Consider the following 21,142-nt stretch of genomic DNA (forward strand, 5'->3'; position numbering starts at 1 on the left):
TGATATAATGGATAGTGAATTTTAGAAAGAAGATGATTATTTGCGCCAAAAAGAGCTTAAAAGTACTGATTGGCAACGTAACCTTAAAATTGCATGGATAGGAACCTTTTTTACTGGAGCTAGTTTCTCCATTGTTATGCCTTTCATGGCCCTCTACATTGAGGAACTAGGTGTTAAAGGAGACATGGTTGAATGGTATACTGGTTTGTCTGTTGCCATCTCTGCTTTAGCCTCGGCCCTGGTTTCTCCTATTTGGGGACGCTTAGCTGACCGTTATGGCCGAAAGCCCATGATGATTAGAGCCAGCATGGTGATGACTTTTACAATGGGAGGTCTTGCCTTAGTCCCAAATGTTTTCTGGCTGCTTTTCTTAAGAACGCTGAATGGTTTGTTTGCGGGGTATGTTCCAAATGCCACAGCTTTAATTGCTAGTCAGGTTCCTCAGAACCGTTCTGGTTATGCCCTGGGGACCTTATCTACGGGTCTAACGGCAGGTGTTCTGATTGGCCCTTTGTTAGGTGGTACCTTGTCTGAGGCGTTTGGTATGAGAGGGACCTTTTTATTGGTGGGCCTCATTCTATTTATCTGCTGTCTCTTAACTGTCTTTGGTTTGCGAGAGAATTTTCAACCTATCGAAAAGGGAGAGATGATGACTCTTTCTCAGGTTTTTGCGAAAATTCCCAGCAAATCTATGTTGATTGGCCTTTTTGTGACCAGTATGATTATCCAGATTTCTGCCCAATCGATTGCGCCTATGTTGGCCCTTTATATTCGTTATTTAGGTCAGAGGGACAATATCCTTTTTTACTCAGGTTTAATTGTTTCTGCTATGGGCTTCTCTAGTCTCTTGAGTACCCCTTTTCTGGGAAAAGTGGGAGACCGTATTGGGAATCATCGCTTGCTTTTAATGGGGCTATTTTATAGCTTCCTCTTGTATTTCCTTTGTGGTTTTGCCGGTTCAGCCTTGCAATTGGGTATCTTACGTTTTGCCTATGGCTTCGGTGTGGGTACCCTTATGCCTAGTGTCAATTCTTTATTGACCAAGATGACACCCAAGGAAGGAATCTCAAGAATATTTAGTTTTAATCAAAGCTTTTCATACATTGGACAAGTTTTAGGTCCTTTTGTTGGTTCAGCAGTTGCGACTGGACTAGGTTATCGCTGGGTCTTCTTTGTGACCGCAATGATTGTCTTTGGAAATTTTGTCTGGTCCTTAATTATCTTTAGAAAATCGCTAGGAGTCAAGAATATAGGTGAGAGTTAAAATCAATTTAAAGTGTAGTGAATGTGGGAGCATCAACTATCTCACAAGTAAAAATAAACAAAATCATCCTGAGAAAATTCAGGTACCCAAATTCTGCCCCAAGGATAGAAAAGTAACCTTACATGTTGAATCTTAAAGGGTTCTATGGTAGAATAAAAAGGACTTTTTCGGAGGAATAACTATGTACGACTTATTATTAACGCTGCTCTTGGTGATGTCAGCTATTATTGTGATTGCGGTATTCATGCAGCCACAAAAGAATCCAAGTAGCAATGTCTTTGATGGTGGTGGGTCAGAAGCACTATTTGAACGTAGTAAACCACGTGGTTTTGAAGCCTTTATGCAACGCTTTACAGGAATCATGGTTTTTCTATGGATTGTAGATGCAATCGTCCTTTCCATTCTCTCAAGTAAGTAATGAGCTGACTGAGGTTGGCTCATTTTTTGCGTTATAGTCAATAAATAAAAGAAAAGGAAATCATGAAAGAATCTATTATAAATTATTTGAAGGAGCATGGGAAATCCAGTGTAAACGACATTGCCCAGGCTCTTAATCATGCTGGGGGAGAAAAGTTTCCTCAGCTCATCAAGGCCATATCAGCCATGGAAAGTAAGGGGCAGTTGCGTTTTAATCGAGATGGCTCTGTTTCCTTGCGTCCTAAGAAAGAAAATCCAAATCAGGTGACTGTTGAAGGTGTTTTCCGTGCCAATAAGAACGGTTTTGGTTTCTTGCATGTCGATGACAGTGAAGATGATATGTTCATTGGTCGTAATGATGTTGGCCATGCCATTGATGGTGATACTGTTGCTGTTGTTATCAAGAAGCCAGCGGATCGTTTGCGTGGGACGGCAGCAGAAGCACGAGTTGTTGAAATTGTAGAACGTTCGCTTAAGACTGTTGTAGGGAAATTTATCCTTAGCGACGAGAAAGAACCTTATGCTGGTTACATTAAGTCTAAAAATCAAAAAATTCAGCAGCCAATTTATATTAAGAAAGAACCAGTTGCCCTAGACGGTACTGAAATTATCAAGGTTGATATTGAAAAATACCCTAACCGTCACTATGATTATTTCGTAGGAAGTGTTCGTGACATTATTGGTCATCAAGGGGATGCTGGTATTGATGTCTTGGAAGTCTTAGAATCAATGGATATTGTTTCAGAGTTCCCAGAGGATGTCATGGCGGAAGCAGAAGCTGTACCAGATGCACCTAGTCAGGAAGACCTCCTTGGTCGTGTTGACCTTCGTCAAGAGGTGACTTTTACTATTGATGGAGCTGATGCTAAGGACTTGGATGATGCGGTCCATATTAAACGTTTGCCAAATGGTAATTTTGAGCTTGGTGTTCATATTGCTGATGTGTCCTACTATGTCACTGAAGGTTCAGCTCTTAACCGTGAGGCCGTAGCACGTGGGACTTCGGTTTATGTGACAGACCGTGTGGTGCCAATGTTGCCTGAGCGTCTTTCAAATGGTATTTGTTCACTAAATCCCAATGTTGATCGCTTGACTCAGTCAGCCATTATGGAGATTACTCCAAAAGGTAAGGTGGTTAATCATAAGATTTGCCAATCTGTGATTAATACAACCTTCCGTATGACCTACAGTGATGTCAATGAGATGTTGGCTGGAAATCCAGAAAAGATTGGGCAGTTTAAGCCAATCATGGACTCTGTATCAGCTATGGCAGAACTGCATAAGATTTTAGAAGACATGCGTGAGCGTCGTGGTGCCCTTAACTTTGATACATCTGAAGCTCGTATCTTGGTAAATGAGAAGGGGATGCCAGTGGATATCGTGGTGCGTGAACGTGGAACAGCTGAGCGAATGATTGAATCCTTCATGTTGGCTGCCAATGAATGTGTGGCAGAGCATTTCGCTAAGGCTAAGTTGCCATTTATTTATCGAATCCACGAGGAACCAAAAGCTGAGAAATTGCAACGCTTCATGGATTATGCCTCTATCTTTGGTGTTCAAATCAAAGGAACTGCCAATAAGATGGATCAACTAGACTTGCAAGAGTTCATGGCGCGAGTTCAAGGCAAACCCGGAGCAGAGGTCATGAACATGATGTTGCTTCGTTCAATGCAACAAGCCCGCTATTCAGAACACAATCATGGGCACTATGGACTTGCGGCTCAGTATTATACCCACTTTACTAGTCCAATCCGTCGTTACCCAGACCTCTTGGTTCACCGAATGATTCGTGAGTACACTAACAATATGTCTCAAGAAACACGTGAACATTTTGAAGAGGTTATTCCTGAGTTAGCGACATCATCTTCAACCCTTGAACGCCGTGCCATTGATGCCGAACGTGTCGTTGAAGCGATGAAAAAAGCGGAATACATGGAAGAGTTTGTTGGTCAAGAATTCGACGGTATTGTTGGAAGTGTGGTTAAATTCGGTATGTTTGTGGAATTGCCAAACACCATCGAAGGTTTGGTTCACATCACCACCCTTCCAGAATTTTACAATTACAATGAACGTACCATGACACTTCAGGGTGAGAAAACTGGTAAGACTTTCCGAGTTGGTCAGCCTATCCGTGTCAAATTAACACGTGCGGATAAGGAAACCGGAGATATTGACTTCCAATACCTTCCAAGCGAGTATGATGTCACTGAAAAAGTAGATCACAAGGCACGTCAGGAACGTGAAGAGAAAGCGAAAGCCTTCCGCAATAGAGGTCCACGTCGTGACCGTCAAAATGGAGACTTCGAACGTCGTGGTAAACGTGGGGATAACCGTAACCGTCAAGATGGTAATGGTCGTAAAGGCTCTTATGACGAAAAACGTAAGTCATCTAAGAAACCAGACAAACGTAAAAATCAAAACCGTCCTCATAATGATAACAAGGGACGTGAGAGTGGTCGTCGTAAGAAAAAAGGGAACAAACCTTTTTACAAGGACGTTGCTAAAAAACGAAAATAGGATGAGAATGGAGGGACTGCTATGCCAAAGGGTGAAGGCAATGTTGTTGCTCAGAATAAAAAGGCTAGACATGACTATAGTATCGTTGATACTATTGAAGCGGGTATCGTACTGACAGGGACAGAGATTAAGTCTGTTCGTGCGGCCCGCATCCAACTTAAAGATGGCTATGCCCAAATCAAAAATGGTGAGGCCTGGTTAATCAATGTCCATATTGCTCCTTTTGAGCAAGGAAATATTTGGAATCAAGATCCAGACCGTACGAGAAAGTTGTTGCTAAAGAAGAAGCAGATCACCAAACTTCAAAATGATCTTAAGGGTACAGGAATGACCCTAGTTCCTCTTAAGGTCTACCTAAAAAACGGTTTTGCCAAGGTATTGCTCGGTATTGCCAAAGGGAAACACGATTACGATAAACGTGAGTCTATCAAGCGTCGTGAACAAGAGCGTGATATTAAACGTATTATCAAGAGTGTTAACCGTTAAACCGCCTATCATCTAAGACTACTATAGTCCTAGATGATTTTTTGTTTTTGGCTTTAAGACATGATATAATGAGAGTATCATGCGGTCTTTAGTTAGGATACTAGCTATACCTGACTCTAGCTGTGATACTGTAAAGGAGATTAGCGATGCCAGTAGATGCTAAAACAAAATACAAGGCCAAGAAGACTAAGATTGTTTTCTTTGACATTGACGACACCCTTCGTGTTAAAAAGACAGGCTACATTCCTGAATCTATTAAGGCTGTTTTCAAAGGGCTTAAAGAAAAAGGAATCTTGACAGGAATTGCCACAGGACGTGGCTACTATGGTGTCGTTGAGGACATTCGAGACCTAGAGCCCGATTATTTTGTGACCATCAATGGAACTTATGTGATTAATCGAAAAGGGGAAGAAATTTATAACCAACCTCTCGCTCGTGAGGTTACAGAAGCTTTTGTTGCTTGGTGCAAAGAGATTGGAATTGCTTGGGGCTTTGCTGGTAAGGATAAGCCAGTTGTCTCAGAGCGTTCAGATTTGATTGATGATGCTATGAAACCAGTCTATGGTCTTTGTGATGTGGAGCCAGACTTCCACTTGTCGAACGATGTTTACCATATGTGGACTTTTGCGGAAAATGATGGTGAGCTTGAGTTACCAGAAGAACTCGCGACACATGTCCGTATGGTACCCTGGCACGAACACTCCTCTGACGTCGTAGCAAATGGTATCTCAAAGGCTTCTGGTGTCGAGCATGTCTTGGAGCATGAAAATCTTAAACCAGTCAATGCCATGATGTTTGGTGATGGTCCAAACGATATGGAAATCTTTGACTATGTTGGACTTAGGATTGCTATGGGTAATGCTACACCAGAATTGAAAGAAAAAGCAGATTACGTTACAGGAACAATAGAAGAAGATGGCATTTTCAATGCCTTGGAGGAACTCGGATTGGTAGAAAAAGAACTTCATTTCCCACAACTTGACTTGGATACAGTAGAAGGTCCAGTCGCAACAATTAAAACAAATCATGGTAATTTGGTCATCAAACTCTTCCCTGATCATGCACCATTAACAGTTACTAACTTTGTCAATTTGGCCAAGAGTGGCTACTATGATGGTGTAATTTTCCACAGAATTATCAAGGACTTTATGATTCAAGGTGGTGACCCAACTGGTACTGGTATGGGTGGTGAGTCAAGCTTTGGTGGTAGCTTCCAGGACGAATTTTCTGAAGAGCTCTATAACCTCCGTGGTGCGCTTTCTATGGCTAATGCTGGACCAGATACAAATGGTAGCCAATTCTTCATCGTTCAAACGTCTGAAATTCCTTATGCTAAAAAGGAACTCGAACGTGGTGGATGGCCAGCACCAATCGCAGAAGCTTATGCTGAAAATGGGGGAACACCTCACCTAGACCGTCGTCACACAGTCTTTGGTCAATTGGTGGATGAAGACTCTTACAAGGTGCTTGATGAAATTGCCAATGTTGAGGTTGGGGCTCAAGATAAGCCACTTGAGGATGTTGTAATTGAAACAGTTGAGGTAGCAGACTAAGATGAAAATTGGAGACAAGCTTAGGGGTGTTATCACAGGCATCAAGCCTTACGGTGCCTTTGTTTCATTGGAAAATGGTACCACAGGCTTGATTCACATCTCAGAGATTAAGACAGGTTATATCGACAATATCTACAATACCTTAAAGGTAGACCAGGAGGTCTTAGTTCAAGTTGTTGATTTTGATGAATTTACACAAAAGGCCAGTCTTTCTTTGAGAACCCTTGAGGAAGAAAAAAATAAAATCCCTCATCGTCATCGTTTTTCAGATAGTCGTTTGAACTATGGCTTTAAGCCTTTGGCAGAAGCAATGCCAGGATGGATTGAAGAAGGCCTTGACTATCTTAGACAAGAGCATGAGGAAAAATAGCAAAAGCTGACTCTCGATGGGTCAGCTTTTTTGGTGTTTTCGATTTGGCTACAAACAAAAAGGTCTTCAACTTAATTGAAGACCCATGTTTATTAATTAGACATCAAAATAGAGCAATTCTTTTGGTGTGTGTGTGAAGACTTCAAAGCCATCTTTTGTCACATAACCACAGTCCTCGATACGAACACCAACTTTTTCAGGAATGTAAATACCTGGTTCGACTGAGAAGCACATTCCTTCTTCAATGACCATGTCATTTCCTTCCATGATAGAAGGGAATTCATGCACATCCATTCCGATACCGTGTCCGAGACGGTGGTTGAAGTATTCGCCGTAACCAGCTTTTTCAATAACATTACGTGCTGCAGCATCGACTTCGCTGGCAGTTACACCTGGTTTAATCATATCTAGGGCAGCCTGTTGAGCTTCTAAAGTCAAGTGGTAGATTTCTTTTTTGAAATCATCGGGTTTTCCAACAGCGACTGTTCGCGTCATATCTGAAGCATAGCCATTCACCATACAGCCCAAGTCGAAGAGAAGAAGAGCATCTTTTTCAATTTTGTTGCTTCCAGGAATGCCGTGTGGGTTGGCTGCATTGTTACCAGTCAAGACCATAGTTTCAAAGCTCATTTCATAGCCCAAGCGTTTGATGCCAAATTCGATTTGAGCAATGATGTCTGTTTCAGTAACGTCGAGAGAAATATTGTCGAAACCGATATTAACAGCTTTATCAGCATAATCACCGGCAACAATCATTTTTTGAATTTCATCAGCTGACTTGATAACGCGCATTTTTTGAATGAATGGTGTCAAGTTTTCAAAGCGACCATCAAAGACCGTTTGCAATCCTTGGAACTTAGTCACATTGAGATTGTCAAACTCTGCATAAATAATAGGGCTGTCTGTACTTGCTAGGCCAGCTTTGATTTTTTGCCATGGATTTTCAGAATCCACATAACCAAAGACTGGGAAGTCGAGTACAGCAGAGGCACGTGCAACCTCAAGAGCAGGAACAAAGAGGGCAGGCTCCCGATTTTCGTAGACGAAGAGGAACATTTGGCGTTCATGTGGGTCACAATCAAAACCAGTAAGATAATTGACAGTTACAGGATCTGAAACAATAGCTAGCCCTGCTTTATTTTCATTCAAAAAATGACGAATGCGATCAAGTTTAGACATAGAAAAAACTCCTTTGTATTTCTTACACTCATTCTGTCACTTTTATAGGGAAAATGCAAGTTGTTTTTTGGCTTTTCATTAAATCATTTTCTTTCATTGAGACTTTTTTAGGCTAGTTTTGTAAGCGATGGATAGTCTTGGAAACACGAAATGAGAGGTCTTTTTCTGAAATGGCTTTCTTCCTCGTAACCATAAAGAAGGAATCCCTTTCATTTTTTTGTAAAAAATCAGTCAAAATAATTGAAAGTGTTTTCAGAATCTGATACAATTAGCGTGAAAGAGTGAGCGTAAAATGAGAAAGGAAGTGTTTTTATGAATACTGATGAAACAATCACTATTTATGACGTTGCGCGTGAGGCAGGCGTTTCGATGGCGACTGTGTCTCGTGTGGTAAATGGAAATAAAAATGTAAAAGAAAACACCCGAAAAAAAGTGCTTGAGGTCATTGATCGTTTGGATTATCGTCCAAATGCGGTTGCACGTGGCTTGGCGAGTAAGAAAACAACTACTGTAGGAGTTGTCATCCCAAATATTGCTAATAGTTATTTTGCTACTTTAGCAAGGGGGATTGATGATATTGCAACGATGTACAAGTACAATATTGTTCTTGCATCTAGTGATGAAAATGACGATCACGAAGTTACCGTGATTAATTCTCTATTTGCCAAACAAGTAGATGGTATCATCTTCATGGGTTACCACTTGACGGAAAAAATTCGTGCAGAATTTTCTCGTACCCGTACTCCGATTGTCCTAGCAGGAACAGTGGACCTCGAACACCAATTACCAAGCGTTAACATCGACTATAAAGCTGCCGTTGAGGATTCTATTACACAGCTTGCTAAAAATAATGAAAAGGTTGCCTTTGTATCAGGACCACTAATTGATGATATTAATGGCAAACTCCGTCTAGCTGGTTATAAGGCTGGACTTGAAAAGAATAATTTGCGTTACAATGAAGGTCTTGTCTTTGAAGCCAAATATAGCTATAAAGATGGCTTTGATTTAGCACAACGTGTTTTGAACTCTGGTGCCACTGCTGCCTATGTTGGAGAAGATGAATTGGCTGCAGGTCTCTTGAATGGCCTCTTTGCTGCAGGTAAATCAGTTCCAGAAGACTTCGAAATCATCACAAGCAATGACTCACCAATTACAAGCTACACACGTCCAAACCTTTCTAGTATTAATCATCCTCTCTATGATTTAGGGGCAGTTAGCATGCGTATGTTGACTAAAATCATGAATAAGGAAGAACTTGAAGATAAAGATGTTATTCTTAACCACGGTCTTACCTTACGTCAGTCAACAAAATAAAAAAGGAGTTGGGACTTAAGTTTGTCTCAACTTCTCTTTTTTAGAAAAAGGGAGAACCAATGACTTTTGAGGATGCTTATTTTAAACAGAAGATCCTAAAACAGGATAGCCTAGAGCCTTTTGGTTTTACAACTACTGAGCAAGGTTACGAGTTCAGAAAAACACTGATAGCTGATGAACTTGAAGCTCGATTGCTTATTGATTTAGAAGGTAAGTTGACGGGACAGGTTGTTGATATCGATCTTGATGAGCCTTATGATATCTTCAGGAGTCCTCAGGCCACTGGAACTTACGTTGGTCAAGTCAGAGAAGCTTATGGAGAACTTCTCTCACAGCTAGCTGATTCTTGTTATGAAAATCAATTGTTCTCATCTCCACAAGCTAATCGCCTAGCTCAGTTTTTAGTTCAAGAATTTTCAGACCAAGCAGATCATCCTTTCGAAAAGGAACCAAGCTATTTGTCCTTTAGGGTTGATGGTAAATGGTATGCCTTGTTTTTTCCTCTTAAGGGAGAAAAACTAGGGCTTGATGGAGAAAAGGCGGATTTAATTTATGATGTGGTTAACCTGAAGGTTAATCCAAAGCAAATGGATAAGCTCTTGAAAATGGATGGGGTTTTTCCTAGCTACCATATGTCCAAGAAGACCTGGATTAGTCTTGTTTTAGACGAGACATTGTCGGATCAAACCATTATTGAGCTTCTTAGTGACAGTCGCTCCCTAGTGGCCCCAAAACATCTTAGAAAGGCTTTTGAGCCTCATTATTGGATTATCCCGGTAAATTTGAAATACTACGATATTGGAGAGGAGTTCTCCGCAAATGAGGAGATTCTTTGGACACAGAAAGCTAGTATGCAAAAGGGAGATTTGGTGGCTATCTATATTACGGCACCTACCAAGGCCATCCGTTACCTCTGTCAGGTTTTAGAAGCGAATATCCCTAATCAAGGTTATCGTGAAGAGGCGAGTATTAAGGAGTTGATGCGGATTAAACCCTTATACACCTTTAATGACACCGAATTTGACAGTGATAGACTAAAGAGTTTAGGTATCAAAACTGTTCGAGGTCCAAGACATATGACAGATGAGTTAGTTCAGTCCTTATCCCCTTACCTAAAAGAAAAATAGAAGGAGAACATCATGCGAATTTTGATTGCACCTGATTCGTTTAAGGAAAGTTTGTCTGCAAAAGAGGTCGCCTTAGCTCTTAAATTGGGCTTTGAAAAGGCCTTACCCGACACTGAGTTTGACCTCATGCCAATAGGTGATGGTGGCGAGGGCACCTTAGATGCTCTTGCTGAAAATCTAAATCTTGAGAAGAAAAGTATCGAGATTCCTCATGCCTATACAAGTGATGGAGGTGTTTCTTTTGCCAGCAATGGCCAGACTGCCGTTTTTGAAATGGCTGCGATTTGTGGCTTGGAACAGATTCCTAAGGATAAACGAAATCCTCTAGCTCTAACGACACAAGGCGTGGGTGAACTAATTGTTCATTTGGTTCAATCTGGCATCCGAGATTTTATCATAGGCGTAGGTGGGTCTGCTACCAATGATGGTGGTATTGGTATGGCATATGGATTGGGTTATCGTTTTTATGACTCTCAGGGACAGGAGCTTGAGCCAATAGGTGCTAATCTTGGTCTTATTAAAAAGGTATCCTCTGAAAATAAGATTGATTTGTCTGGTGTTACTATTCATCTGATTACTGACGTAGATAATCCCTTGTGTGGTCAAGATGGAGCGACCTATATTTTTGGTGGACAAAAAGGCCTAGCTCCTTCACAATTTAAAAAGGTTGACCAAGACATGACACAATTCTACGAAAACTTTGCTCCTGAGGTTTTAAAACTGGCTGGTTCAGGAGCCGGAGGAGGCATGGCAGCGGGTTTAGTAGCCTTTGCAGGCGCAGAAATTAAATCAGGGATTGACTTTGTACTTGATTGCGTTGATTTTGATCAACGTGTGAAGGAAGTTGATTTGGTCATAGTTGGTGAAGGACGTATGGATAGCCAGTCCTTGTCTGGTAAAGCACCGGTCGGGGTGGCTAGGCGGACACCATCAGCTATTCCCGTCATTGCTATCTGTGGTAGTTTGAAGGATGACTTGCCTGATTTTCCAGTAGCAGGTATCTCAGCTGCTTTCCCTATCATTGGACAAGTATTAGAGTTAGACCAAGTTTTAGCTACCGCTAAGGAGAATCTCTATCGCACAGGACTCAATATTGGGAATGTCATCAAGCTCAGTAAAACATTGTGATATAAGAAAAAGCTGACTTTGCATCAGCTTTTATTTTCCAAATAGTTTAGCAAAAAATCCCTTTTTTTCAAGGATAGGTTCAGTTTTACTAGGAGCAAGGATATCAGGATAGAGCTCTGAAAATAACACTTTATCAAGATTCTCTGCATGATTACTATGTACGATAAGACCGTATGGTGAATGGGCCTTGGCCTCGTCAACGATAGTTGCAGAAATATTTAGTGCTTGAGCGGTCTTGATATAGGTAAATTGTGTCTGGTCGGCTAATTTTGGCGAAAGTTTGAGACTAAGATTAGGGTAAACGGCTAATAAGTCTTTTAATATTTGCGGAAAATTGTCAATTACAGTTTTCTTTTCGGTATTTTCCAATAGAACAGCTAGGACTACACGTTCCGCATAGGTTCCAAAATACTGACGAAGTTCATCGGGATTTAGGCGTTTTTCGCCACTAGCGCATTGGAGCACTTTGTTTTCAAGTGAAGTCATAGGAATCTCCTCTTAGTTTTCTACTTGTATTATACAATATTTTGAATTCCTTTTCATTTGAGTTGCTTTCTGAGATTTTCAAAAACAATTGAAAATATTAAAAAATAGAAAATCGCTAGAAAATTCTGGTTTTAATTTGCTTAAGCCTTGATATTATGGTAATATATAGGTGTAAAAAAATTTAACTCATAAGGAGAGTATTGTAATGTCAATTATTACTGATGTTTACGCACGCGAAGTCCTTGACTCACGCGGTAACCCAACACTTGAAGTAGAAGTTTACACTGAATCTGGTGCATTCGGTCGCGGTATGGTTCCTTCAGGAGCTTCAACTGGTGAACACGAAGCAGTAGAACTTCGTGATGGTGACAAAGCTCGTTACGGTGGTCTTGGTACTCAAAAAGCAGTTGATAATGTAAACAACGTTATTGCTGAACACATCATCGGATTCGACGTACGTGATCAACAAGGTATTGACCGCGCAATGATCGCTCTTGACGGTACTCCAAACAAAGGTAAACTTGGTGCCAACGCTATTCTTGGTGTGTCTATCGCTGTAGCACGCGCAGCTGCTGACTACCTTGAAGTTCCACTTTACAGCTACCTTGGCGGATTCAACACTAAAGTTCTTCCAACTCCAATGATGAACATCATCAACGGTGGTTCTCACTCAGACGCTCCAATCGCTTTCCAAGAATTCATGATTGTACCTGCTGGTGCACCAACATTCAAAGAAGCTCTTCGTTGGGGTGCTGAAATCTTCCACGCACTTAAGAAAATCCTTAAAGAACGTGGACTTGAAACAGCCGTAGGTGACGAAGGTGGTTTTGCACCTCGTTTCGACGGAACTGAAGATGGTGTTGAAACTATCATCAAAGCTATCGAAGCTGCTGGATATGTACCAGGTAAAGATGTATTTATCGGATTTGACTGTGCATCATCTGAATTCTACGATGCAGAACGTAAAGTTTACGACTACACTAAATTTGAAGGTGAAGGCGCTGCTGTTCGTACTGCTGCAGAACAAATCGACTACCTTGAAGAATTGGTTAACAAATACCCAATCATCACTATCGAAGATGGTATGGACGAAAACGACTGGGACGGTTGGAAAGCTCTTACTGAACGTCTTGGTGGTAAAGTTCAATTGGTTGGTGACGACTTCTTCGTAACTAACACAGCTTACCTTGAAAAAGGTATTGCAGAACACGCTGCTAACTCAATCCTTATCAAAGTTAACCAAATCGGTACTTTGACTGAAACTTTCGACGCTATCGAAATGGCGAAAGAAGCTGGATACACAGCAGTAGTATCACACCGTTCAGGTGAAACTGAAGATTCAACAATCGCTGATATCGCAGTTGCAACTAACGCTGGTCAAATCAAGACAGGTTCATTGTCACGTACTGACCGTATCGCTAAATACAACCAATTGCTTCGTATCGAAGACCAACTTGGTGAAGTTGCAGAATACCGTGGTTTGAAATCATTCTACAACTTGAAAAAATAATTCTATAGTCATATAGAATAAAAAGAGATTCCTTAGGAATCTCTTTTTTGTGTTTCTAAAGAATCTTAGATTGTGTTATGCATTGTCTCTAAATAGAAACTCTAAACATAAAAAGTCCCCTCAATCAATAGGATTGAGGGGACTTCGTCTTAGAATAGACCTTTAATCTTGTCTAGAGCTCCACTAACCATTTCGTTACCTGAAACAAGTGACTTAGCTTGGTCAAAGTATTCGCCCAAATCATCTTTATTGTCATCGACAAACTTTTTAGCAGCTTCGAAATCTTTCTTTTCGATCATTTCTTTTACTTGGTTAAATAGGTCCATTGGATTCATATCTGTTCTCCTTTATAAGTTTTCTTACAAACTCTATTTAATCACGCTTATAGTAAACTAGCAAGAAATATGTTTGAGGCGAGTGCTATGAGGATTATGATTTTCTAGTTAAGTACGATTGATAATTGTTTAATCTAAAAAGGCAGTCCAAATAGGACTGCTTTTAAGGCTTATTGTTGTTCCGTTGAAGAGCTACTAGACTCTGATTCACTTGAACTTGAGCTTGATTCAGATTCTGCAGGATGTAGTTCCTTGTAAGATGGGGTCTTGAATAGATCAGCTGTCGATTTATTGCCTTTTTGTTTGTAGAGGCTGGTTGATTTATCTTTCAGCTTTTTATTGATTTCTTTTAGTTGATCCATCTGTTTAGTGTAGGAAATCTTGCTAGAATCAACATGCTTCAAACCGTTTGGCGTATAGAAACGAAGAAGGTCACCTGTTTGAACAGCGTCACTCATCGAAAGCTGAGTTGCTACTGCCTTACGAATGGCTTCGTTATCCTTTTTAGTTGTCTCATCAGGGTTGGTAATTTCTTCCCCTGTTTGAGTGTTATAAAGTCGACCAGAGTAGCTGGTGTATTGAGGAGTAACATATTGACCTGAGGTTCTAAATGCGACGGTTTGCTTATTATCAGGAGATAGGAGGTCTTGTCCCATCTGGATATAAGAGCTAGTGTCAACGCCAAGAACGTGAAGGAGAGTTGGAAGGGCATCAACCTCACCACCAAAGGTGTTAGAGATACCACCACCAGTATAGCCTGGAATATGAATCATGTAAGGAACACGTTGAAGCATGGCTTTATCATAGTTTGACCAAGTTTCAGGGTTCTTACCGAGAAGTTCAGCAAGATTGCTGCTTCGTGTATCAGAGATACCATAGTGGTCACCGTACATGACAATAATCGAGTTGTCGTAAAGACCGGTTTCCTTAAGGTAATCAAAGAAGTCTTTAATTGCTGAGTCAAGATAGTTAGCTGTTGCAAAATATCCGTTGACTGTTTCGTCTTTTGTTTCAGCGAGTGGGAAACCTTGTTCCTTTTCATCGCCTGAGAGTGAAGTGTATGGGTAGTGGTTAGATACTGTAAGGTATTTAACGTAGAAAGGTTGTTGCATTTGTTCCAGATATTTGATGGAATCTGGGAACATGTACTTGTCATTTAGACCATACTGGAAGGAGTTTTCATCAGTTTTTTCAGTGAAGGCTGATGAGTCAAAGAAGTAATTATACCCCCATTGTTTATAGGTATTATTACGATTCCAGAAGGATCCAGTGTTTCCATGGAAAACAGCTGATGTATAATCGCCTGTTTGAGCTAGGATAGATGGTGCAGCATAGGCTGTATTGGTACCGCCATAGTTTACCATGTATGAGCCTGTGCTTAGTCCAAAGAGAGACGTTTCCATCAAGGTTTCAGCATCAGAAGTTTTACCTGATTTAACTTGGTGGAAGAAGTTTGAAAAGGCTAGAGTTTCATTTGAGTGATAAATGGAATTGATGAATGGTGTAACCTCATAGTCTTGACCGTCTACTTTGAGCTTGTAATCGATGAGGAACTGTTGGAAGCTTTCCAAGTGAATAACGATGACGTTTCTTCCTTTAGCAATTCCGTAATACTTAGGGTCAGGTGCCGCATAGTGCTCCTTAACGTAAGCCTCAACCTTTTTCATATCCTCAGCTGTTGCAGATGAACGAGCCTGTGAAGCTTGATAAGTTAAGTTACCAGAATAGGCTGTGAAGAAGGGAAGCCCCATAGCACGGACAATATAGTTATTTGAGAAACCACGTGTCAACAACTCGCCACGGTTAACTTCCGCTAAGAAGAGGTTAACTGAGAGTAGGAGTGTTGATAGTGCAGTAACTGCGAAACTAGCTCGTTTATTAAATGGCTTGCTGTCCATTTTAAGCTTTTTCCTGAAACCAGCATAGATGAAGAAAGGTACATCAATCAGGTAGAAGAGATAGCTTGGCTCAAGAAGGTTCTTGGCGGAGTCTCCTAGTCCTGCTGCCGAACTAGAACTTGCTAGGATGGTATTTACAGTGATGAAGTCTGTAAACTCTCCAAAGTAAATCACATTAGCGATAAGTAAGAGGTTAAGGATGACATAGATAGCAATGGTAATACTATAAAAGAAACGTCGTTTCTTGAAGTATAGTCCTAAACCTAGAAGCATTAATCCTAGTGGAATAGGGTTAATCAGCGAAAGCATAACCTGATATCTGCTTTCCAACTCAAGATTAATGTTGACGTAATAAGCGAATATGGTTTTTAGCCAGTAAAAGAAGAGTAACAAGAGGATAAATCCAAGTCTTGATGAAACTCCTTTCCAAAAGGCTTCAGTAATTTTTTTCAAAGTAATACTTCCTTTGATTCTATATTATCTTAATCATTATACCAAATAAGATAATGACTCTCAAAAATTTACTGCCATTGAGTGTGATATTCCTTGACATATAATTGATAAAATCTAGTCACGAAACAGAAATAATAGCATTTTTTTGGTATAATAGTAACATGAGTATATTGACGGTAAGTCCCTTTGCGGAGAAAAAAATCAAACAAGGAAAACAGCTTCTTTTAGCCGAAGATTTTCCAAATATAACTGAAAATAATCAGTTGGTTTACCTTTATAGCCAGTCCAAAGATTTTTTAGGAACGGGCTATTTGTCAAGTCAAAATAAGGGGATAGGATGGTTTCTGTCCCCTAAAAAACAACAATTGACAGTGACTTATTTTCAAGGACTTTTTGAAAGGGCTAAGGCCAAACGTCAATCCTATTATGATAATGAATTGACGACAGCTTTTCGTCTTTTCAACCAAGATGGTGACGATTTTGGTGGTCTCACAATTGATTTATATGGGGATTATGCCCTCTTTTCATGGTACAATGCCTTTGTTTATTCCTTGAAAAATGATATTGTAGAGGCTTTCCAAATGGTCTTTCCTGAGGTCTTGGGAGGCTATGAGAAAATCCGCTTCAAGGGTCTTGATTTCGAATCAGACCATCTTTTTGGGCAAGAGGCGGCTGATACCTTCACCATTTTAGAAAATGGGGTAACTTATGAAGTTTTCCTCAATGATGGGCTAATGACGGGGATTTTCCTTGATCAGCATGAAGTGCGTGATGGTTTAGTTAATGGCTTAGCTTTGGGGAAATCAGTTTTGAATATGTTCTCCTATACGGCAGCTTTTTCAGTTGCTGCGGCTATGGGTGGAGCGGTTGAATCGACATCAGTTGATTTGGCTAAGCGTTCACGTGAATTATCGACGGCTCATTTTGAAGCTAATGGTTTCAGTATGGAAAATCATCGCTTGGTCGTGATGGATGTCTTCGATTATTTCAAATATGCAAAGAAAAAAGGCTTATCTTATGACCTTATCGTCATCGATCCGCCAAGCTTTGCTCGAAATAAGAAACGCACTTTCTCAGCAAATAAGGATTACCACAAGTTAATTGCACAAAGTCTTGACATTTTATCAAAGTATGGGACAATCATCGCAAGTACCAATGCTGCTAATATGACAGTGCAACAGTTTAAGAAACAACTACGTAAGGGCTTGGGAGATGTTTCAGCGGACTTCGTTAACCTGCAACAATTACCAGCGGATTTTACCGTCAATCCTAATGATCCAACATCAAATTATTTGAAAGTATACACAATAAAGGTAAATAAATGAAAATTGTAGTTCCGATTATGCCAACTAGTTTAGAGGAGGCACAAGCGCTTGAACTGTCTCGTTTTGAGGGGGCAGACATTATTGAATGGCGTGCAGATTTTTTAGATAAGGATAGTATCTTAACGGTTGCTCCGGCTATTTTCGAGAAATTCGCAGGCTTTGAGATTGTCTTTACCATCCGTACAACCCGTGAGGGTGGTAGGCTTGAGTTAACGGATGCGGAATATGTCGCACTGATTAAGGATGTAGCTGCGATTTATTCGCCAGATTATATTGATTTTGAGTATTTCACACGTAAGGCTGTCTTTGATCAAATGCTCGAATTTTCAAACTTGGTTTTGTCTTATCATAACTTTGAGGAGACACCTGAAAACCTCATGGAACTTTTGTCTGAGATGGCAAACTTGACACCACGAGTGGTTAAGGTGGCAGTTATGCCTAAGAATGAGCAGGATGTTCTCGACCTTATGAACTTTACACGTGGCTTTAAGGCCTTTAATCCTGAGCAGGAGTTTGTGACCATGTCAATGGGTAAACTAGGTCGTTTGTCACGTTTTGCGGGCGACTTGATAGGGTCATCATGGACCTTTGCCAGTCTTGATAATGCCAGTGCTCCAGGACAAATTAGTTTAGCAGACATGCGCAGAATCAGGGAGGTTTTGGATGCAGATTGATGGACACACACGCCTAGCAGCTGTTGTCGCCAGTCCAATCAAGCATTCGATTTCGCCATTCATTCATAATTCGGCCTTTGAGAAGACACAAGTTAATGGTATTTATGTGGCCTGGGAGATTCCGGAATCAGACCTAGCCGAGACAGTTGAAAATATTAGACGTTACGACATGTTCGGTATCAATTTGTCCATGCCATATAAGGAAGCAGTTATTCCTTTTTTGGATGAGATTAGTCCTGCAGCTCAACTGATTGGTGCTGTCAATACAGTTGTTAATCGTGATGGGCGTTTGATTGGTCATAATACGGACGGTTTTGGCTTTTTTGCTAGTCTAAAGAACTTTAGCCCTAAAGATGCCCATCTGATGATTTTGGGTGCTGGTGGTGCGGCTAAAGCTATTGTGACGCAGGCAGTTCTTGATGGTGCCAAAAAAGTAAGTGTCTATGTTCGCCCTCAGTCATTGGATAAGGCAAAAGAGAGCTTTAAGTCCTTACTTGAACAGACGACTTGTCACTTGGAGTTTCATGCTTTAAATGATCTTAAGTATTTTAAAGAGGAACTAGGCCAGGCTAATTTATTGGTGAATGCGACGAGTGTAGGTATGGATGGCGCATCCTTGCCTATTCCTACAGATACAAAACTTCCTAAGGGACTCTTGGTTGCTGATATCATTTATCAGCCTTTTGAAACACCTTTCTTGGCCTTGGCAAGGAAACAGGGAATAGAGGCTGTGAACGGACTTGGCATGTTGCTTCATCAAGCAGCAGGTGCCTTTAAATTGTGGACAGGCAAGGACATGCCAACAGACGCCATTTGGCAGGAATTAGAAAATATTTACAATAGCTAGGAGGGGACGACTATGAAACTAGAGGTAAATTTAACACATAACCCTTATGACATTATTATTGAAAAAGGAGCCCTTAAGACTGTCGGTCAATGGGTGAAGTCACTTTGGGAACCACAAAAGATTGCCCTTATTACAGACAACCATGTGGGTGGCTTATACGCTGAAAGAGTTAAGCTTAGCTTGGAGCACGAAGGTTTTGAGGTTGTCGTTTTTGATTTTCTAGAAGGTGAAGCGAGTAAAAATCTAAAAACTGTTAACAAGGCTTATGAGTTTTTGATTAAGAATGGCATGACTCGTAGTGATGGTATTCTTGCTCTTGGTGGCGGTGTTGTTGGTGACTTGGCAGGCTTTGTCGCTTCAACCTATATGCGTGGGATTCATTTCGTTCAGGTTCCAACCAGTCTAACTGCCCAAGTGGATTCATCTATTGGTGGTAAGACTGGTGTGAACACACCATTTGCTAAAAATATCGTGGGAACTTTCGCTCAGCCTGATGGGGTTTTGATTGACCCTAATGTCCTTGAGACACTTGGTAAACGTGAATTGATCGAAGGTATGGGTGAGGTTGTCAAATACGGTTTGATTGATGATCCTGAGCTTTGGCAGCTTCTTGAAAGCATTGATGGTTCGGTTCACAGTATCCTAGAAAACTCAGAAACCATTATTTACCGTTCATGTAACGTTAAGCGTAAAATTGTGGTTGAAGATGAGTTTGAAGGTGGTGTCCGTATGTACCTAAACTTTGGTCATACGATTGGGCATGCCGTTGAACAAACAGCTGGTTACGGTAAAGTCATGCACGGTGAAGCGGTAGCTATCGGAATGGTTCAGATTTCACGAGTTGCTGAGGAAAAAGGTCTAATGCCTAAGGGGATCACACGTCAAATCGCTGAGATGTGTGTCAAATTTGGCTTGCCAGTAGACTATGAGCCATGGCGTGTTGAAGAGCTCTATACAGCCCTCACACATGACAAAAAAGCTCGTGGCAATAGCATTAAGACAGTTATCGTTCCAGAGATTGGTAAGGCAGCTATCAATCAGATTCCTTTAGTCGAAATGAAAGAGTACTTGGAGAAATAAATGAGATATTTAACAGCAGGTGAGTCTCATGGCCCACGTTTAACAGCAATTATCGAAGGTGTTCCAGCTGGTCTTCCCTTGACGGCTGAAGATATCAATGGTGATTTGAAACGCCGCCAAGGTGGTTATGGTCGTGGTGGCCGTATGAAAATTGAGTCTGATAAGGTTGAAATCACTTCTGGTGTTCGTCACGGGAAAACAACAGGGGCTCCAATCACCCTTCATGTCATCAATAAGGACCATCAAAAATGGTTGGACATCATGGCTGTGGAAGATATTGAGGACCGTTTGAAAACCAAACGTAAAATCACTCACCCACGTCCAGGCCATGCTGACTTGGTTGGCGGAATGAAATACCGTTTCGATGATTTGCGTAATTCCTTGGAGCGTTCTAGTGCGCGTGAAACAACTATGCGTGTGGCAGTAGGTGCTGTCGCTAAACGTATCTTGGCTGAGCTCGATATTGAAATTGCTAACCATGTTGTTGTCTTTGGTGGTAAGGAAATTGATGTGCCTGAGAATTTGACAGTAGCTCAAATCAAGGAATTGGCTCAACAATCAGAGATTTCAGTCGTTAACCAAGAACGTGAACAAGAGATTAAAGACTACATTGATCAGATCAAAAAAGAGGGAGACACAATCGGTGGTGTCGTTGAAACTGTCGTTGGTGGTGTTCCTGTTGGTCTTGGTTCTTATGTGCAATGGGATACAAAACTTGATGCTAAGATTGCTCAAGCAGTTGTATCCATCAATGCCTTCAAGGGTGTGGAATTTGGTCTTGGTTTCAAAGATGGCTACCTCAAGGGCTCTCAAGTGATGGACGAGATTCTCTGGAATGAAGAGGATGGTTATACACGTCGCACTAACAATCTTGGTGGTTTCGAAGGTGGTATGACCAACGGGCAACCGATTGTGGTCCGTGGGGTTATGAAACCTATTCCAACCCTATACAAGCCATTGATGTCAGTAGATATCGAAACACACGAACCTTACAAGGCAACAGTTGAGCGTTCAGATCCAACGGCCTTGCCTGCAGCGGGTGTCGTTATGGAATCCGTAGTTGCTACAGTCGTAGCTAATGAAATCTTGGACAAATTCTCTTCTGACAACATGGAAGAATTGAAAGAAGCGGTAGCACGTCACCGTGACTATGTGAAAAACTTTTAAGCAGCATCAGAC

At 41.0% G+C, this 21,142-nt stretch carries 20 protein-coding genes; 16 read left to right on the forward strand and 4 right to left on the reverse strand.

All coding sequences use genetic code 11. From position 1 onward, the window contains the following. The first annotated feature begins 40 nt into the window (after positions 1-40). From HMPREF2637_RS07440 to HMPREF2637_RS07465, 7 genes are all read left to right on the forward strand, one after another. On the forward strand, positions 41-1,264 hold the full coding sequence (locus tag HMPREF2637_RS07440; protein ID WP_070839832.1) for a multidrug efflux MFS transporter: 1,224 nt from the start codon (positions 41-43) through the stop codon (positions 1,262-1,264). Beyond that, positions 1,254-1,400 (forward strand): 50S ribosomal protein L33, encoded by a 147-nt coding sequence (rpmG, locus tag HMPREF2637_RS10935; RefSeq protein WP_002890443.1) that lies wholly within the window; start codon positions 1,254-1,256, stop codon positions 1,398-1,400. Before HMPREF2637_RS07440 ends, rpmG begins: the two co-directional genes overlap by 11 nt. 45 nt (positions 1,401-1,445) lie before the next feature. Continuing rightward, entirely contained in the window at positions 1,446-1,682 is a 237-nt protein-coding gene (gene secG / locus HMPREF2637_RS07445; RefSeq protein WP_002886135.1) for a preprotein translocase subunit SecG, read from the forward strand. A gap of 62 nt (positions 1,683-1,744) precedes the next feature. Further along, positions 1,745-4,198, forward strand: a complete 2,454-nt coding sequence (gene rnr, locus HMPREF2637_RS07450; protein WP_064520748.1) for a ribonuclease R — start codon at positions 1,745-1,747, stop codon at positions 4,196-4,198. A 21-nt stretch (positions 4,199-4,219) separates the two neighbouring features. Further along, positions 4,220-4,684, forward strand: coding sequence for an SsrA-binding protein SmpB (smpB, locus tag HMPREF2637_RS07455; RefSeq protein ID WP_002885905.1), 465 nt, complete (start codon positions 4,220-4,222; stop codon positions 4,682-4,684). A 146-nt stretch (positions 4,685-4,830) separates the two neighbouring features. Beyond that, the gene (locus tag HMPREF2637_RS07460) at positions 4,831-6,237 is read left to right on the forward strand and encodes a Cof-type HAD-IIB family hydrolase (RefSeq protein ID WP_064523252.1); all 1,407 of its coding nucleotides are present in this window, start codon (positions 4,831-4,833) and stop codon (positions 6,235-6,237) included. A 1-nt stretch (position 6,238) separates the two neighbouring features. Further along, positions 6,239-6,607, forward strand: a complete 369-nt coding sequence (locus tag HMPREF2637_RS07465; RefSeq protein ID WP_002886108.1) for a S1 RNA-binding domain-containing protein — start codon at positions 6,239-6,241, stop codon at positions 6,605-6,607. 96 nt (positions 6,608-6,703) lie between these two features. Here the strand turns inward: HMPREF2637_RS07465 and HMPREF2637_RS07470 are convergent, their stop codons facing one another. Further along, positions 6,704-7,786, reverse strand: coding sequence for a M24 family metallopeptidase (locus tag HMPREF2637_RS07470; protein WP_064523255.1), 1,083 nt, complete (start codon positions 7,784-7,786; stop codon positions 6,704-6,706). 312 nt (positions 7,787-8,098) lie between these two features. On the opposite strand from HMPREF2637_RS07470, the gene ccpA reads away from it, so the two are divergent. The 3 genes from ccpA to HMPREF2637_RS07485 are packed head-to-tail and all read left to right on the forward strand — an operon-like array spanning position 8,099 to position 11,355. Beyond that, positions 8,099-9,100, forward strand: coding sequence for a catabolite control protein A (gene ccpA, locus HMPREF2637_RS07475; RefSeq protein ID WP_064523258.1), 1,002 nt, complete (start codon positions 8,099-8,101; stop codon positions 9,098-9,100). Between the two features lie 59 nt (positions 9,101-9,159). Continuing rightward, the gene (locus tag HMPREF2637_RS07480) at positions 9,160-10,227 is read left to right on the forward strand and encodes an MmcQ/YjbR family DNA-binding protein (protein ID WP_064523261.1); all 1,068 of its coding nucleotides are present in this window, start codon (positions 9,160-9,162) and stop codon (positions 10,225-10,227) included. 12 nt (positions 10,228-10,239) lie between these two features. After that, positions 10,240-11,355, forward strand: coding sequence for a glycerate kinase (locus tag HMPREF2637_RS07485; RefSeq protein WP_064523266.1), 1,116 nt, complete (start codon positions 10,240-10,242; stop codon positions 11,353-11,355). Between the two features lie 30 nt (positions 11,356-11,385). On the opposite strand, the gene HMPREF2637_RS07490 is transcribed toward HMPREF2637_RS07485, so the two are convergent. Further along, entirely contained in the window at positions 11,386-11,841 is a 456-nt protein-coding gene (locus HMPREF2637_RS07490; protein WP_064523269.1) for a YueI family protein, read from the reverse strand. Between the two features lie 205 nt (positions 11,842-12,046). Between HMPREF2637_RS07490 and eno the strand changes: the two genes are divergently transcribed. After that, positions 12,047-13,351, forward strand: coding sequence for a surface-displayed alpha-enolase (gene eno / locus HMPREF2637_RS07495; RefSeq protein ID WP_002886048.1), 1,305 nt, complete (start codon positions 12,047-12,049; stop codon positions 13,349-13,351). Between the two features lie 149 nt (positions 13,352-13,500). Here eno and HMPREF2637_RS07500 read toward each other — a convergent pair whose 3' ends face one another. Both HMPREF2637_RS07500 and HMPREF2637_RS07505 read right to left on the reverse strand, forming a co-directional pair. Further along, complete coding sequence (locus HMPREF2637_RS07500; RefSeq protein WP_002890454.1) at positions 13,501-13,686, reverse strand: hypothetical protein; 186 nt, start codon at positions 13,684-13,686, stop codon at positions 13,501-13,503. 170 nt (positions 13,687-13,856) lie between these two features. After that, positions 13,857-16,037, reverse strand: coding sequence for an LTA synthase family protein (locus HMPREF2637_RS07505; RefSeq protein WP_064523272.1), 2,181 nt, complete (start codon positions 16,035-16,037; stop codon positions 13,857-13,859). 161 nt (positions 16,038-16,198) lie between these two features. On the opposite strand from HMPREF2637_RS07505, the gene HMPREF2637_RS07510 reads away from it, so the two are divergent. From HMPREF2637_RS07510 to aroC, 5 genes are read left to right on the forward strand one after another with little or no spacing between them, the layout of a single operon-like run. Then, positions 16,199-17,362 carry a class I SAM-dependent rRNA methyltransferase gene (locus tag HMPREF2637_RS07510; RefSeq protein WP_070839835.1) on the forward strand — a complete coding sequence of 388 codons (1,164 nt, stop codon included), beginning with the start codon at positions 16,199-16,201 and terminating at the stop codon, positions 17,360-17,362. Continuing rightward, a complete protein-coding gene (aroD, locus tag HMPREF2637_RS07515; RefSeq protein ID WP_070839839.1) occupies positions 17,359-18,036 on the forward strand; it encodes a type I 3-dehydroquinate dehydratase in 678 nt (225 codons plus the stop codon). The genes HMPREF2637_RS07510 and aroD overlap by 4 nt, the downstream gene beginning before the upstream one ends. Further along, complete coding sequence (locus HMPREF2637_RS07520) at positions 18,026-18,883, forward strand: shikimate dehydrogenase (protein ID WP_070839841.1); 858 nt, start codon at positions 18,026-18,028, stop codon at positions 18,881-18,883. Before aroD ends, HMPREF2637_RS07520 begins: the two co-directional genes overlap by 11 nt. Positions 18,884-18,895: 12 nt before the next feature. Further along, positions 18,896-19,963 (forward strand): 3-dehydroquinate synthase, encoded by a 1,068-nt coding sequence (gene aroB, locus HMPREF2637_RS07525; RefSeq protein ID WP_070839844.1) that lies wholly within the window; start codon positions 18,896-18,898, stop codon positions 19,961-19,963. After that, positions 19,964-21,130, forward strand: coding sequence for a chorismate synthase (gene aroC / locus HMPREF2637_RS07530; protein WP_003094323.1), 1,167 nt, complete (start codon positions 19,964-19,966; stop codon positions 21,128-21,130). It abuts the gene before it with no gap. The last annotated feature ends 12 nt before the right edge of the window (positions 21,131-21,142 follow it).

Source organism: Streptococcus sp. HMSC065H07, from assembly GCF_001837325.1.
Classification (GTDB): domain Bacteria; phylum Bacillota; class Bacilli; order Lactobacillales; family Streptococcaceae; genus Streptococcus; species Streptococcus salivarius_H.